Origin of the sequence: Roseibium sp. SCP15, from assembly GCF_040329435.1 — a bacterium.
Taxonomy (GTDB): Bacteria; Pseudomonadota; Alphaproteobacteria; order Rhizobiales; family Stappiaceae; genus Roseibium.
The window spans coordinates 826,786-842,218 of sequence record NZ_JBDZYI010000002.1 but is presented as its reverse complement, the minus strand read 5'-3'; the positions used below and the strand labels follow the sequence as shown (position 1 = coordinate 842,218).

Sequence of the window (15,433 nt, the reverse complement as noted above, 5' to 3'; positions counted from 1 at the left end):
AGACGAGATCGAGGCCTGAAAACAGGACAATAGAGAAGAAAAATGAAATTCCTCGATCAGGCCAAGATCTATGTGCGATCCGGCAACGGAGGCGCGGGCTGCGTTTCGTTCCGGCGAGAGAAGTATATTGAATATGGCGGCCCGGATGGTGGTGACGGCGGCAAGGGCGGCGATGTCATCGTGGAATGCGTCGACGGCCTCAACACGCTGATCGACTATCGCTACAAACAGCATTTCAAAGCCGAAACCGGCATTCACGGCATGGGCCGGAACCGCACCGGAGCTCACGGAAACGATGTGGTTTTGAAGGTGCCCGTCGGCACGCAGATCTTCGAAGAAGACAATGAAACGCTCATTGCCGACCTGACCGAGCTTGGTCAGCGTGTGCTGCTCCTGAAAGGCGGCAATGGTGGTTTTGGCAACGCGCATTTCAAGTCCTCGGTCAACCAGGCGCCACGTCGCGCAAATTCCGGACTTGAGGGCGAGGAAAAATGGATCTGGCTGCGCCTGAAACTGATTGCCGACGCCGGACTGGTCGGTTTGCCCAACGCAGGCAAATCCACATTCCTGGCCACGGTGTCAGCTGCCAAGCCCAAGATTGCCGACTATCCGTTCACGACAATCCACCCAAATCTGGGCATTGTGCAGATCGACGGTAACAGCTTTGCCATGGCCGACATTCCAGGCCTGATCGAGGGAGCGCACGAGGGCACGGGTCTTGGCGACCGTTTCCTCGGGCACGTGGAACGTACGCGCGTCCTTTTGCATCTCGTCGACGGCTCGGGGGTTGAAGATTCGGGTGAAGCGTACAAGGTCGTGCGCGGCGAACTGGAAGCTTATGGCGCCGGTTTGACCGACAAGCCGGAGATCGTGGCCCTCTCCAAATGTGATGCCCTGACCGAGGAGCTGATCGCGGAGAAATCGGCGAGCCTTGAGGCCGCCTGTGGCCAGAAACCCCTGATCCTGTCATCGGCCAGTGGCCTCAATGTGGATCGCGCCCTGCGCATGATCGTGCGTGCCATCGACAAGGACAAGGAAGAAGCAGCCAATCAGGTGCCGGCTCCCGAGCAGGAGGGGTGGCACCCCTGATGTCGGAAGTGCGCAGCCTCACAAACTACAATCGTATTGTCATCAAGATCGGCTCTGCGCTGCTGGTCGAGCAGGGTGAGCTGAAGCGTGCCTGGCTGGACGCGCTGGTTTCCGATCTGGTGTCATTGGCCGACGGCGGCGCGGAAATGCTGATCGTGTCGTCCGGGTCGATTGCGCTGGGGCGTGGCGTTCTGGGACTGCCGAAAGGCCCGCTGAAGCTGGAAGAAAGCCAGGCAGCTGCCGCTGCCGGTCAGATTGCACTCGCTCAGGCCTATGCAGATGCGCTTGGCGCTCATGGCAAGAAAGCCGGCCAGATCCTGCTGACGCTCGGCGACACGGAAGAACGCCGCCGATATCTGAACGCGCGCGCCACCATCGGCACGCTGCTGAAAATGGGTGCTGTGCCGATCATCAACGAAAACGATTCCGTCGCAACGTCCGAAATCCGTTATGGCGACAACGACCGTTTGGCGGCACGGGTTGCCACCATGGCCAGTGCCGACTGCCTGGTGCTCCTGTCGGATATCGACGGGCTTTATACAGCGCCTCCCGCTCAAGACCCGGATGCGGTCTTCCTGCCTGAAGTGCCCAGGATTACAGCGGAAATCGAGGCAATGGCCGGTAGCGCCGGCTCGGAACTTTCCCGCGGAGGCATGAAGACCAAGATCGACGCGGGCAAGATCGCGACCGCTGCCGGAACCTCCATGGTCATCACCTCCGGCAAGGAGCTCAATCCGCTTGCCCGTTTGATCGACGGTGCCCGTGGAACATGGTTCCCGGCGCTCAGCTCGCCTGCAAGCGCCCGCAAGGCCTGGATCGGCGGGCATCTGGAGCCCCGTGGAGAGATCAGGCTGGATGACGGCGCCGTCAAGGCGATGAAGTCGGGCAAGAGCCTGCTTCCGGCCGGTGTAACGTCGGTCTCGGGACGGTTTTCGCGAGGAGATGCGGTTGTTCTGCTCAACCCGGACGGTCGGACAATCGGTCGTGGCCTGATTGCCTACGACATTGACGAAGCAAGGCTGATTGCCGGACGCAACAGCCGCGAGATCGAGGCGATTGTCGGCTATCCGGGCCGTGCGGAGATGATCCACCGGGACGATTTGGTTCTGGAGGATGCGTTTTTGAACGGAACACGTTAAAAGACATCAGGAATTCTGGCTCTTGGAGCCGCTAGTTAGGAGTTGGTTGGAATGCTGGACATGGTCGAGGCGAACACGACTGAAACTTTGATGGCTGAGATCGGGCAACGTGCCCGGGCTGCCGGCAGGGTTCTCGCCACTGCTCCAACCGAGGTGAAGAACAAGGCGCTTCTGGAAATGGCGAAAGCCGTGCGGGCGGCGACACCGGATATCCTTGCAGGCAACAAGACCGATATTGAAACCATGACCGCCAACGGTCAAACGGCAGCCTTTCTCGACCGGGGAACGTTGAGCGAAGACAGGATCGAGGCCATCGCCGGGGCGCTCGAAGACATCGTTTCCCTCGAAGACCCTGTCGGCAGTGTGATCGCAGCCTGGGACCGTCCGAACGGCCTCAACATCGAGCGCGTTCGCACACCGCTTGGTGTAATCGGCGTCATTTATGAAAGCCGTCCCAATGTTACGGCGGATGCCGGAGCTCTGTGCCTGAAGGCCGGGAACGCGGTCGTGCTGCGCGGTGGGTCCGACACCATTCATTCCAACAGGGCCATTCACGCAGCATTGCAAAAGGGGCTGGCCGCTGCAGGCCTTCCCGAAGATGCCATCCAGATTGTGCCGGTTACCGACAGGGCTGCCGTTGGTGAAATGCTGAAGGGTCTCGCCGGCAACCTGGACGTGATCGTGCCGCGAGGTGGGCGCAGTCTGGTCGAGCGCGTCCAGACCGAGGCGCGTGTGCCGGTATTCGCCCATCTGGAAGGCCTGGTGCATATTTTTGTCGACAAGGAAGCCGACTTGCAGAAGTCGGTCGACATTATCGTGAATTCCAAGCTGCGCCGGACGGGTATCTGCGGTGCGCTGGAGACACTGCTGGTACATGATGGCGTGGCGCACAGTCATCTGCCGATCATCGTCAAGGCCTTGCAGGACAAGGGCTGTGAAATTCGCGGCGACGCCACGGTGCGCGACATCTGCGAAAACATTGTTCCTGCGAGCGAGGACGACTGGTCGACCGAATATCTGGACAAGATCCTTTCGGTGAGGGTCGTTGCGGATCTGGATGCCGCCATGGAGCACATCGCGACTTTCGGTTCCAACCACACCGATTGTATCTTGACCGAAGATCAGGAAGCCGCGGACCGGTTCCAGTCTGAAGTCGATTCCGCGATCGTCTTGCACAATGCCTCAACGCAGTTTGCCGATGGCGGCGAATTCGGCATGGGCGCAGAGATCGGGATTGCCACGGGCCGGATGCATGCCCGCGGCCCGGTTGGCGTCGAACAGCTGACCAGCTTCAAGTACAAGGTTCGCGGAACGGGTCAGACGCGTCCATGAATCAGATAGGTCTCGGGCCTGCACTTGATCGCGACTGGTTGAAACTGCCGCACTCGGAAGCCGGTAACCGGATTGGAATCTTCGGCGGGTCGTTCAACCCGCCCCATTCTGGCCATCGGCTGGTTGCCGCAACGGCTTTGAAAAGGTTGGGACTTGATCAGATCTGGTGGTTCGTCACGCCTGGCAATCCGCTCAAGAGCCATTCGGAACTTGCGCCGCTGGAAATGCGTTTGCACATGACGAGCGCGCTTGCTGATCACCCTCTCATGAAGGTGACAGCCTATGAAGCCGTATTGGGGTCTCCCTACACGGCCAAGACGATTACGGCGTTGCAGGCAAGGCGGCCGCTGACGCGATTCGTTTGGGTCATGGGTGCTGACAATTTGGCAGATTTTCACAGGTGGCAAAATTGGCGATCAATTGTCGACACGGTTCCGATCGCAATTGTGGATCGTCCGGGAGCATCGCTGTCGGTCATGTCGGCACCGATGGCAAAAGCCTATGAAAAATACAGGCTTCCGGAGGAAGATGCCGTTTTGTTGCCTGACATGAAGGCTCCGGCCTGGACTTTTTTGCACACGCCTCTCGATCCTGCATCCTCGACGGAGCTGAGGCGCTGGAAAACTTCCTGATTGGCAAATTTACCGAGATATTTCGGTTGTCTTGAAAATGCCAAAGGGGAAGCGGTATTATGAACATGGTCGCGACGAGCGCGGCCGAGGTAGGGTCAACCGGTCCTGCATCCAAAACGGGTGACGTGCGAAGTCGGACATATCAGTTCGTGACGACGTTGGGCACAGGACGGCACAGAAGGCGAAAGGCAATACACCTGACCATGACCTTTGAAAGTGGGCGGACAAACATGTCCTCTCCTATGAAGGCTTCCGTAAGCGCAGATCTTGCGGCAGACCTCCTCGATACGGTTCTCACCAGTCTTGACGATTCCAAAGCTGAGGACCTGGTAACTCTCGACATTGCAGGCAAAAGCTCGCTGGCAGATCACATGGTGATCGTGTCCGGTCGTTCCCATCGTCATGTGGGCGCGATAGCTGACCACCTGCAGAGAGATTTGAAATCGGCCGGCGCCGGTGCGCCAACGGTCGAGGGCCAGAGCACTTGCGATTGGGTGCTGATCGATGCGGGCGATGTGATCATTCACATTTTCCGTCCGGAAGTTCGCAGCTTCTACAATCTTGAGAAGATGTGGGCGCCGGATACGGACGACGCGCCGCAATTTATCGGCTGAACCGGCTTTGAGGTCCTTTTGAAAGAGGACCTCTATTAGCTGAGAGATCGAGACACGGACCGGATCGGGATCCGGCGGAGACTTTATGCGCTTCAATCTATCCTGCATCGGCAAGATGAAAGCCGGTGCGGACAAAGACCTGTTCGACCGATACATCGATCGGGCGCGAAAGACCGGTCGTGGCCTTGGGATCACCGGGCTTACCCTCGCGGAAATGCCCGAAAGCCGGGCACAGCGCGCAGATGACCGGAAAGCGGAAGAGGCAAAGGCAATCCTTCAAAATGTTTCGGCCGGTGCCCGACTTGTCGCGCTTGACGAGAACGGCAGGAACCTGACGAGTCCTGCCTTCAGCCAGAAGCTGGAAAGCTGGAAGAACGAAGGTGTTCCGGAGGTCGTATTTGCCATCGGCGGGGCCGATGGACATGGACAGGATGTGATCGGCCGGGCGGATCTGAAGCTCGCTCTGGGTGCCATGACCTGGCCGCATCAGATTGCCCGGATCCTGCTGGCTGAACAGATTTATCGCGCAATGACCATCCAGTCCGGACACCCCTATCACCGCGTTTGAACCTTTGACGGCAAACTCCGGTAGGGCGGGACAGGTCGCTGGCTCGTGGTCATTCGTTTTTCTTCATTTCATTGAATTTCAGAGGGCGAACCTTGAACGCACCCACGATTGAAACCGAAAGATTTGTTCTGCGGCCCATGAAAATGGAGGATTGGCCGGCCTACGCAGAGCTGATGCAGTCCGACCGTGCCCGATACATGGGCGGTCCGATGACACGAAACGCTGCCTGGGGCATGTTTTGCCACGATGTTGCCCTGTGGGCGCTTATGGGGCACGGGGCCCTGATGATCGAAGACAGGATATCCGGGGAGTGTCTAGGCCAGGTTGGCATCAACCACGGACCGCTTTTCCCGGAGCATGAAATCGGCTGGTTCGTTTACCCGCATGCTGAAGGCAAGGGGGTCGCCTTTGAAGCTGCCAAAGCCTTGCGCGATTGGGGTTTCAGGGATGGAGGCCTGAAGACGCTTGTCAGCTACATTGACCGCGACAATTTGCGCTCGCGCAAGCTGGCGGAGCGCCTGGGGGCTGAATTGGATGCCGAAGCCCCTCGGAATGATCCTGAAGATCTGGTATTCAGACACAGTTTCCAGTGACATACGGGTATCACAGGACTTTCGGATCTGTGCGCCCTGGCGGCAGTGCCATGTGACCGGAAAAGCGCACCCGCTTGGCAAAATGGCGGGAAAACACAGTTTTGCCCGTATGTCGCCGTATTCGGCACGTAACGGAATGGACAAAAGAAAGAGGTTCGGCGGAACACGAGTGGGAGCAGTGTTAAGCAACCGGTCATTTTGGTAAACGGTTCGTTAACGCAGTTTGTGTATCGCAGTTAGACGAAACCTTGTGGGAGCTTAGGCAGTTTGACACCGGATCGCATCAAGGCAGTGCGTCCACGACTCGGGCAACGGTTAATATCCGGATCGCTCCTGGGCTGGCTTGCCATGGGCACGGTCCTGGGCATGGCCAGAGCCTCCGAGAGCCTTGATGAGACCCCGCAGCAAAAGATTGAAGTTTCGCCGGAGATCAAGGCGTTCCTGAAACGCAAGCAGGAGCGCGAGGCAGAGCTGGCAGCGCTCTCGCAGGATATTGGCGTATCAACCGACCGGCAGGCGGCAATTGCGCGCGAGATCCGCGCGCTTGACCGTGACCGGGAAACGCTGAACGCCAAGATCATCGGCACGTCTGACACGATCAAGGGACTTGAAACGGAGCTGACCGACACGGAACGCCGGCTGAAAAGCCTTGGTGAGAACGAGGATGCAGTCAGGCTGTCGCTGATTTCGCGCAGGGACATTCTCGCCGAAGTCCTGGCGGCGCTTCAGCGGATCGGTAAACGTCCGCCACCGGCGCTCGCGGTTCGTCCAAGCGATGCGTTGTCGGCTGTTCGCAGTGCGATCCTGCTGAACGCGGTCATGCCGGAATTGAAGGTTGAAACCGAGGCCCTGGCGGCGGATCTGGAAGAGCTGAACCGGCTGCGGGCGGTGATAGCTGAAGAAAAAAACCGGCTGCGTGGAGATGCCATGCGATTGGCTGAGGAAAAGTCCAGATTGGAACTTCTTCTCAGTGCCAAAAGGCAGGAACATCAAAAATCGGTGAGGGTTCTAGAGGACGAGAAGAAAAGGGCGGCGGAACTGGCAGCGCAGGCGGGAACCCTGCAGGAGCTGATCGCAAGTCTGGAAACGGAAATCGAAAGCGCTCGTGAGGCCGCCAGAAAATCGAAAGAGGCGGCGCTGGAGGCAAAAAGGAAAGCCTCGCGCAAGTTTGATCCGTTCTCTGATCCTGGAAGATTGGCGCCTGCCATCGCTTTTCAGGAGGCAAAGGGCCAGTTACCTCAACCGGTTGTTGGAACAATGCTGAAGGATTTTGGCCAGGAAGATGATTTTGGTGGCCTGACGGAAGGACAATCTATCGCCACAAGGCCCGGTTCTAATGTAACGTCGCCTGCGGATGGCTGGGTGGTTTATTCAGGACCGTTCCGATCTTTCGGACAGCTCTTGATCCTGAACACCGGCGACGGCTACCATGTACTCTTGGCAGGGCTGGACCGGATAGACGCAGAGTTGGGGCAGTTTGTTCTTACTGGTGAACCAGTTGGTGTCATGGGCGCTACCCAGTGGGCTAGCGCATCAACGTTCGGCTTGGGCTCGACCCAGCCGATCCTATATGTAGAATTTCGGAAGGACGGCCGTGCGATCGATCCCACACCCTGGTGGGCGCGCACAGAAGAAGAAAAGGCTCGCGGATGATACGGAAAACTTCCTTGCTGCTGGTGGGAGCCCTCATGGGTGCTGCAGCAGTTACAACACTGTCCCAAATGCCGCTCAACGTTTCAGCGGCAGCGAACGCAGCAGCAACGGACACTTACCGGCAGCTCAATCTGTTTGGTGACGTGTTTGAGCGCGTGCGTTCAGACTATGTGGAAGTTCCAGACGATGCTCAGCTGATCGAAAGTGCTATCAACGGCATGCTGACCTCGCTGGATCCGCACTCCAGCTACATGTCGCCGAAGAGCTTCCGCGACATGCAGGTTCAGACACGCGGTGAATTCGGTGGTCTGGGTATTGAAGTCACCATGGAAGAGGGCCTTGTGAAAGTCGTGTCGCCGATTGACGATACGCCTGCTGCAAAAGCCGGTGTTCTTGCAGGTGACCTGATCACTTACATCGATGGCGAACAGGTGCAGGGACTCACCTTGAACGAAGCCGTCGAAAAAATGCGCGGGCCGGTCAATACCGACATCGTGGTGACCGTGCGACGCAAGGGCCGCGCCGAGCCGTTCGACATCACCATCACCCGCGACATTATCCGCATTCGTTCCGTGCGCTGGCGGGAAGAGGATGATGTTGGATATGTCCGCGTCACGCAGTTCAATGAGCAGACATTTGACGGCCTGAAAAACGGTATCGAGGAAATGACTGCCAATATCGGTGAAGACAAGCTGAAGGGCTACGTCATCGATCTGCGCAACAACCCGGGCGGATTGCTCGATCAGGCAATCGCGGTTTCCGACGCGTTCCTGGATCGCGGTGAGATCGTGTCCACCCGTGGCCGTGAAGCGGAAGAAACCCAACGGTACAACGCACGGGCAGGTGATCTGACCAACGGCAAGCCTGTTATCGTTCTGGTAAATGGCGGTTCCGCATCTGCTTCGGAAATTGTCGCAGGGGCATTGCAGGACCATCGTCGTGCAACCATTCTCGGCACCCGGTCTTTCGGTAAAGGATCGGTTCAGACGATCATTCCTTTGGGGGCCAACGGTGCGATCCGATTGACCACTGCCCGCTACTACACTCCGTCAGGTAACTCCATCCAGGCCAAGGGCATCGTTCCGGATATCGAAACTCTTCAGGAGCTTCCGGAAGATCTCGTCGGTCGCGTGGAAACCAAGGGTGAAGCCGGATTGCGCGGTCACCTGGAAGCAGATGGCGAGGAGCAAGGCGGTAGTCAGGCCTATGTTCCTTCAGATCCCGAAGACGACACGCAGCTGAATCTGGCCCTGGACCTCTTGCGCGGTGTTCAAGTCAACAGCGCGTTCCCGCCTGTCTCCGACAGCGCTGCGGTCAAAAACTAAACACTCTCCTGCGCGCCGGCCTCCGGCGCGCAGCTTCCATTCTCGTTCTGCGTACTCCAAAAACAATGATTACGCCGGCAGGATGCCGGTCATAAGGCTCAGGACGTATGTCGAGCGAAGATCTCACAGCTCCCCTAGGGATGGGCAAGCGGCGGCTGGTCAGGCTGCCGTTCGGTCTTATCGGTGCAGGAATACTCAGCGTGGCAGTCACCACGATCCTTGTCTGGATCGCGGTGGTCGACGATCCGTTTGGCGGTGAGCCGGTTGCGGTGCTGCCCCTCGATGCGATCGTAGAGGGCGTGACCTCCCAGGATATCGAGGTCGTTGAAATCCGGCCCGGCATCGGAGACGATCTTGGTCCCAACCTGCGTCCAGGATCGGATGGCGACCTGATGGGACCGCGCTATGAGATGATCATGAGGCCGGATGGCCTTGGTCCCGACGCCGTCGTTACCAGTCTTTCGGTCAATCCGGATACGCGTGTCAGCGAGCGCTCCGATGTCGGCTTTCTGCCGAAAATCAGTGACGCAGGTGTTCGCCCGCTGGATGCCTATTCCCGGCCGATCGTGCGTGAGTTCACCTCCATTCCGAAAATTGCGGTCATCGTCAACGGTCTCGGTTTGAGCGAGGCAGGCACACAACACGCCATAAACCGTCTTCCGGCGGATGTGACCTTTGCTCTGGCGCCCTATGGCGAAGATCTGGATCAATGGATGCAGCAGGCCAGGATGAAAGGTCATGAACTGCTGTTGCAGCTGCCGTTGGAGCCGTTTGATTTTCCGGACAACGACCCGGGGCCCCATACGCTTTTGGTGAGCCTGCGGCCCGATGAAATGCTGGATCGGCTGGCCTTCCTGTTGACCCGGGCAACAAATTACGTCGGCACTATTGCAGAGATGGGTGCCCGGTTCACGTCAACCAGGCCTTCCATGGAGTATCTTCTGGAAAAGCTGAAGTCCCGGGGACTGATGTTCGTGGACAACGGAACGTCGTCACGAAGCATCGCTGCGGATATGTCGACCCAGACACGCATTCCATTCAGCGGCGTCGATGTTGTGCTGGACGAAGTCCCGAGGGCCGATGATATCGACGCCAAGCTGTTGCAGCTTGAAGGCGTTGCGAGGGCCAGGGGAGTGGCGGTCGCCTCCGGATCAGCGCTTCCCGTGACTATTCGCCAGCTGGAAAAGTGGGTACAGGATCTGGAACAGCGCGGATTGCAGCTTGTGCCGATCAGCGCAACCATCGACCGGTAGATTTTCTTTATTTGAACAGGTGTATCAGTGACCAAGCTTGAACTTGGACCGGGATTTCCGGAACCGGTTGAAGGGCTGCCATATCGCCCTTGCGTCGGCATCATGTTGATCAACAGGACCGGTCAGGTCTGGATCGGCAGCCGCGATGATGGCGGCAGTTCTTCCAATTACGAGTACTCCTGGCAGATGCCGCAAGGCGGGATTGATAAGGGCGAGAACCCGGAACGGGCCGCGCGCCGGGAACTCTATGAAGAAACGTCCATTCGTTCAGTGACATTGCTGGAGGAAGCCCCGGAGTGGTTCGCCTACGACTATCCGGCAGAAGTGGTGCGCAAATCCCGAAAGGGGAAATATCGCGGCCAGGCGCAGCGCTGGGTCGCGTATCGGTTTGACGGCGACGACGCGGAAGTCAACATTCTCACTCCGCCGGACGGCCATACTGCGGAATTTAGCGCCTGGCGCTGGGAGGATGCTGCCAGATTGCCCGAGCTGATCGTCCCCTTCAAACGACCGGTTTACGAACGTGTTGTCGCTGCGTTTTCTCACCTGACATCCTGATTGGTGCCCTGGCGATGGGAGATGCCGTCATCGCCAATGCGTCAGCATTTGAAGTTCCTTTGTCGTTTTTCAAACAGACTGGTCTGGATTCCGAAGATAACATCCCGACCAAATCGAGCATTGCCGTTGGTCCCTGACGCGGGACCGCGAAACGGAAATGCGGGAAACGACCTCCGAAGTGCCCTATAATTGGAGTGTGCTTCGGACCATTGGGGAGGAACGCCAATGTCTTTCGGCAAGGGGCTTTCACGGAAGCCGTCCCAGCCAAAAGGGCGTCAATTGGAAGACGCGGCTCTCGGCGAAGTTCAGGCTCTTCTGAGCGACGAACCGCGCCGCCGCGATCTGCTCATCGAGCATCTGCACAAGATTCAGGACGCGTTTGGTTGCCTCGAGGCGCGGCACTTGCGGGCCTTGTCCGAGGAGATGCGGATCTCGCAGGCCGAGGTCTATGAGGTCGCCAGTTTCTATCATCATTTTGATATCGTGCGCGAAGGCGACGCAAAACCGGCTCCGCTGACGGTGCGCGTCTGCGACAGCGTTGCCTGCTCGATCAAGGGTGCTGATGCCTTGGCTGCCGCGCTTGAAAGCGGTGTTGACCCTGCCAAGGTCCGTGTCCAGAAAGTGCCCTGCATTGGTCGTTGCGCCGGAGCTCCGGCTGTTCAGGTCGGCAAGCGCGCGATCGACAATGCCAGCGAAGTTTCTGTTCGCTCGGCTCTGTTCGAGGGCAAGTCGGACCCTGTTGTGCCCGACTACACCAAGCTGGACGCCTATCGTGCCGATGGTGGCTACAAGCTTCTGGAGCGCGTGCGCGCAGGCGAGCTGGATGCAGCGGCCATCGCCGACAAGGCGCTGGAAGCAGGCTTGCGAGGCCTCGGCGGTGCGGGCTTTCCAACCGGCACCAAATGGAAGATCGTCAATGATCTGCCGGGCCCGAAATACCTGACGATCAATGGCGACGAAGGTGAGCCGGGAACGTTCAAGGATCGCTATCACCTGGAGCGTGATCCTCACAGGCTGTTGGAAGGTGCGTTGATTGCCGCGCACGCGATTTCTGCCGACCGCATCTACCTCTATATGCGCGATGAGTATCCGGCGGTTCTGGAAATTCTGAAGACCGAGATTGAAGCACTGCGGACTGCGGGCATCATCACCAGCATCGATATTGAACTGCGCCGTGGTGCCGGAGCCTATATCTGCGGTGAAGAAAGCGCCATGATCGAGTCGATCGAGGGCAAACGCGGCCTGCCGCGTCACCGCCCGCCTTTCATTGCGCAGGTCGGACTTTTCGGCCGCCCGACGCTGAACCACAATGTCGAGACCCTGTTCTGGATCCGGGACATCGTTGAGAAGGGGCCGGAATGGTTTGCCTCTCAGGGGCGCCGCGATCACAAGGGCTTCAGGTCATTTTCCGTGTCCGGCCGGGTGAAGGAACCGGGCGTGAAGCTCGCGCCCGCAGGCATCACCATGAACGAGCTCCTGGAAGAGTTCTGCGGTGGCATGGAAGAAGGGCATACCTTCAAGGGCTACCTGCCGGGCGGAGCATCCGGGGGCATCCTGCCGGCCTCTCTGGCGGATGAGCCGCTTGATTTCGGCACGCTCGACAAGCACGGCTGCTTTATCGGCAGCCACGCCATCGTGGTCTTTTCCGAACAGGACGACATGCGCGACGTCGCGCTCAACCTGATGCAGTTCTTCAAGCATGAGAGCTGCGGCCAGTGCACGCCTTGCCGCTCCGGCACCGACAAGATGGAACAGCTCTTGTCCGAGCGTGACTGGGACGAAACGAAGATTGGCGATCTTGACGCGGTCATGCGCTCTGCTTCCATCTGCGGCCTGGGTCAGGCAGCAAGCAATCCGGTGACCTCTGTCCTGAAATTTTTCCCGCAGGAGTTCGAGAAATGAGCCAGGTGACATTCTCTCTCGACGGCAAAGACGTCACTGCCCAGGAAGATGAAACCATCTGGCAGGTCGCCAAGCGTGAAGGCGTCGCCATTCCTCACCTGTGCCACAAGGATTCTCCCGGGTACCGCTCGGACGGCAATTGCCGCGCCTGCATGGTGGATATCGAGGGCGAGCGTACGCTGGCGGCTTCGTGTATCCGCACACCGGCAGAAGGCATGGTCGTCAAGACGGCAACGGAACGCGCCAGCAAGGCGCGCGAGATGGTCTTTGAATTGCTGGCAGCCGATCAACCGAGCCGCGACGCGCATCCGGACCCGGAGAGCGATTTCTGGAAATGGTCTGACGCTGTGGGAGTGAGCGAAAGCCGTTTTGCACCTTGCGGCAAACCTGCGCAGGACATTTCGCATCCGGCCATCGCGGTCAATCTCGACGCTTGTATCGCCTGTAACCTGTGCGAGCGCGCCTGCCGCGAAGTTCAGGTCAACGACGTGATCGGTATGGCGGACCGTGGGTCTCACACTGCACCGGTCTTCGATCTGGCCGACCCGATGGGTCTGTCCACCTGCGTGGCGTGCGGCGAGTGTGTTTCGGCCTGTCCCACCGGCGCCCTCATGGAAAAGAGCCTTCTGGACGCGGCTTCCAAGAAACGCGAAATCTTCGCCGAGGAAACCGTCGACAGTGTGTGTGCATTCTGCGGTGTTGGCTGTCTTACCACCGTTTCGGTCAAAGACGGCAAGATCGTCAAGGTTGACGGCCGTGATGGCCCGGCCAATGAGAACAGGCTCTGCGTGAAAGGCCGGTTCGGCTACGACTACGTGTCCAGCCCGGAACGTCTGACCAAACCACTCATCCGCCGGGACGATGCACCCAAACGTGGTGACATTTCCATGGATCTGTCGAATTACCTCGACTACTTCCGTGAAGCGACATGGGAAGAGGCCCTCGACAGGGCAGCCGGCGGCCTGAAAGCGGTTGCCGACGCCAAGGGCGGCGCCGGTATCGCCGGTTTTGGATCGGCAAAGGGCTCGAACGAAGAGGCCTATCTGTTCCAGAAACTGATCCGTCAGGGCTTCCAGACCAACAACGTTGACCACTGCACCCGGCTTTGCCACGCATCATCCGTAGCGGCGCTGATCGAAGGCATAGGCTCCGGTGCAGTGACGGCACCGTTCAACGCGGCGGAAGATGCCGACTGCATGATCGTGATCGGTGCGCGACCGGAACAAAACCATCCGGTCGCCGCAACTTACATCAAGCAGGCGGTCAAGAATGGCGCCAAACTGATCGTGATGGATCCGCGCGGCCAGCGCCTCATGCGCTATGCGGATTACGGCCTGGTGTTCAAGCCGGGTACCGACGTCGCCATGCTGAATGCGATCCTCAACGTCATCATCACGGAAGAGCTCTACGACCAGCAGTACATCGCCGCGCATGTCGATGGCTTTGAAGCGCTCAAGGAATCGATCAGGGAATTCACGCCTGAAGCCATGGAGCCGGTCTGTGGTATCGAAGCCCAGACACTGCGCGAAGTCGCCCGGCTTTACGCCACCAGCCAGAAATCCATCATTTTCTGGGGCATGGGCGTGTCGCAGCACGTTCACGGCACGGACAATGTCCGCTGCCTGATCGCGATGGCACTCACGACCGGTCAGATCGGCCGTGAAGGCACAGGCCTGCATCCGCTGCGCGGCCAGAACAACGTGCAGGGTGCATCCGACGCCGGCCTTATTCCGATGTTCTTCCCGGATTACCGGTCCGTTGAAAACCCGGATATCCGCGCAAGGACGGAGGATGCCTGGGGACGGACGCTTGATCCTGTACGCGGCCTGACGGTCGTTGAGATCATGGACGACATTCTGGCAGGTGGCATCGAAGCCATGTATGTCCAGGGGGAAAACCCGGCCATGTCCGATCCGGATCAGAACCACGCCCGCAAGGCGTTGGCGAGCTTGAAGCATTTGGTGGTACAGGACATTTTCCTCACCGAAACCGCCTGGCACGCGGACGTGATCTTGCCGGCTTCGGCTCACGCGGAAAAACTTGGCACCTACACAAACACCAACCGTCAGGTGCAGATCGGACGGCCTTGTGTGCCAATGCCGGGAGAAGCGCGCGCGGACTGGGAGCTGATGATCGAAATGGCCAACCGCCTGGGCCTGAACTGGTCCTATGACGGTGTTCCGGCGATCTACGAGGAAATGCGTTCGCATATGGCCTCGCTCAACAATATTTCCTGGGACAGGCTGGAACGCGACGGCACGGTTACCTATCCGGCAGACGCACCTGACAAGCCGGGCAACGAGATCCTGTTTGGTCATTCGTTCCCGACGGCCGACGGTCGCGGCAAAATTGTCCCGACCAATCTGGTGCCGCCCAACGAAGTGCCGGACGAAGACTTCCCGCTGGTTTTGACCACCGGCCGGATGCTGGAACACTGGCATACGGGCGCCATGACCCGCCGGGCGGCGGTTCTGGATGCGATCGAGCCGGAACCGGTCGTCTCAATGAACCCGCGCGATATCAAGATCGCAGGGCTGGAAGGCGGTCAGCAGGTCACCGTCGAAACGCGGCGGGGTGCCATTACCCTGACCTTGCGCGCCGACCGGGATGTGTCACCCGGAATGCTGTTCATTCCGTTCTGCTTCTTTGAAGCGCCGGCGAACTTCCTGACGAACCCGCAGCTTGATCCGTTCGGCAAGATCCCGGAGTTCAAGTTCTGTGCTGCCCGGATTGGACCGGCTCTGCAGCAACAGGCTGCCGAGTAACCGGCCGGTC

The 15,433-nt window shown here is 58.9% G+C and carries 13 protein-coding genes; all 13 read left to right on the top strand.

Annotated features, from left to right (window positions below; translation table 11 throughout):
• The first annotated feature begins 42 nt into the window (after nucleotides 1-42).
• The 13 genes from obgE to fdhF all read left to right on the top strand — a co-directional run bounded on the left by obgE (nucleotide 43) and on the right by fdhF (nucleotide 15,423).
• Complete coding sequence (gene obgE / locus ABLO27_RS11250) at nucleotides 43-1,089, top strand: GTPase ObgE (RefSeq protein WP_353032938.1); 1,047 nt, start codon at nucleotides 43-45, stop codon at nucleotides 1,087-1,089.
• Complete coding sequence (proB, locus tag ABLO27_RS11245; RefSeq protein ID WP_353032936.1) at nucleotides 1,089-2,228, top strand: glutamate 5-kinase; 1,140 nt, start codon at nucleotides 1,089-1,091, stop codon at nucleotides 2,226-2,228. Before obgE ends, proB begins: the two co-directional genes overlap by 1 nt.
• Nucleotides 2,229-2,279: 51 nt before the next feature.
• Nucleotides 2,280-3,560 carry a glutamate-5-semialdehyde dehydrogenase gene (locus ABLO27_RS11240; protein ID WP_353032934.1) on the top strand — a complete coding sequence of 427 codons (1,281 nt, stop codon included), beginning with the start codon at nucleotides 2,280-2,282 and terminating at the stop codon, nucleotides 3,558-3,560.
• Nucleotides 3,557-4,192 carry a nicotinate-nucleotide adenylyltransferase gene (locus ABLO27_RS11235; RefSeq protein ID WP_353032932.1) on the top strand — a complete coding sequence of 212 codons (636 nt, stop codon included), beginning with the start codon at nucleotides 3,557-3,559 and terminating at the stop codon, nucleotides 4,190-4,192. The genes ABLO27_RS11240 and ABLO27_RS11235 overlap by 4 nt, the downstream gene beginning before the upstream one ends.
• 230 nt (nucleotides 4,193-4,422) lie before the next feature.
• Nucleotides 4,423-4,806 carry a ribosome silencing factor gene (rsfS, locus tag ABLO27_RS11230; RefSeq protein WP_353032930.1) on the top strand — a complete coding sequence of 128 codons (384 nt, stop codon included), beginning with the start codon at nucleotides 4,423-4,425 and terminating at the stop codon, nucleotides 4,804-4,806.
• 85 nt (nucleotides 4,807-4,891) lie between these two features.
• The gene (rlmH, locus tag ABLO27_RS11225) at nucleotides 4,892-5,374 is read left to right on the top strand and encodes a 23S rRNA (pseudouridine(1915)-N(3))-methyltransferase RlmH (RefSeq protein ID WP_353032928.1); all 483 of its coding nucleotides are present in this window, start codon (nucleotides 4,892-4,894) and stop codon (nucleotides 5,372-5,374) included.
• 92 nt (nucleotides 5,375-5,466) lie between these two features.
• Nucleotides 5,467-5,967, top strand: a complete 501-nt coding sequence (locus tag ABLO27_RS11220) for a GNAT family N-acetyltransferase (RefSeq protein WP_353032926.1) — start codon at nucleotides 5,467-5,469, stop codon at nucleotides 5,965-5,967.
• Nucleotides 5,968-6,234: 267 nt separating this feature from the next.
• On the top strand, nucleotides 6,235-7,620 hold the full coding sequence (locus ABLO27_RS11215) for a murein hydrolase activator EnvC family protein (RefSeq protein WP_353032924.1): 1,386 nt from the start codon (nucleotides 6,235-6,237) through the stop codon (nucleotides 7,618-7,620).
• Nucleotides 7,617-8,945 (top strand): S41 family peptidase, encoded by a 1,329-nt coding sequence (locus ABLO27_RS11210; RefSeq protein ID WP_353032922.1) that lies wholly within the window; start codon nucleotides 7,617-7,619, stop codon nucleotides 8,943-8,945. Before ABLO27_RS11215 ends, ABLO27_RS11210 begins: the two co-directional genes overlap by 4 nt.
• A 107-nt stretch (nucleotides 8,946-9,052) precedes the next feature.
• Nucleotides 9,053-10,198: a divergent polysaccharide deacetylase family protein gene (locus tag ABLO27_RS11205; RefSeq protein WP_353032920.1), complete on the top strand. Its 1,146-nt coding sequence runs from the start codon at nucleotides 9,053-9,055 to the stop codon at nucleotides 10,196-10,198.
• A gap of 27 nt (nucleotides 10,199-10,225) precedes the next feature.
• Complete coding sequence (locus tag ABLO27_RS11200) at nucleotides 10,226-10,756, top strand: RNA pyrophosphohydrolase (RefSeq protein WP_353032919.1); 531 nt, start codon at nucleotides 10,226-10,228, stop codon at nucleotides 10,754-10,756.
• 225 nt (nucleotides 10,757-10,981) lie between these two features.
• Nucleotides 10,982-12,658 (top strand): NAD(P)H-dependent oxidoreductase subunit E, encoded by a 1,677-nt coding sequence (locus ABLO27_RS11195; RefSeq protein WP_353032917.1) that lies wholly within the window; start codon nucleotides 10,982-10,984, stop codon nucleotides 12,656-12,658.
• Nucleotides 12,655-15,423 (top strand): formate dehydrogenase subunit alpha, encoded by a 2,769-nt coding sequence (fdhF, locus tag ABLO27_RS11190; RefSeq protein WP_353032915.1) that lies wholly within the window; start codon nucleotides 12,655-12,657, stop codon nucleotides 15,421-15,423. Before ABLO27_RS11195 ends, fdhF begins: the two co-directional genes overlap by 4 nt.
• The last annotated feature ends 10 nt before the right edge of the window (nucleotides 15,424-15,433 follow it).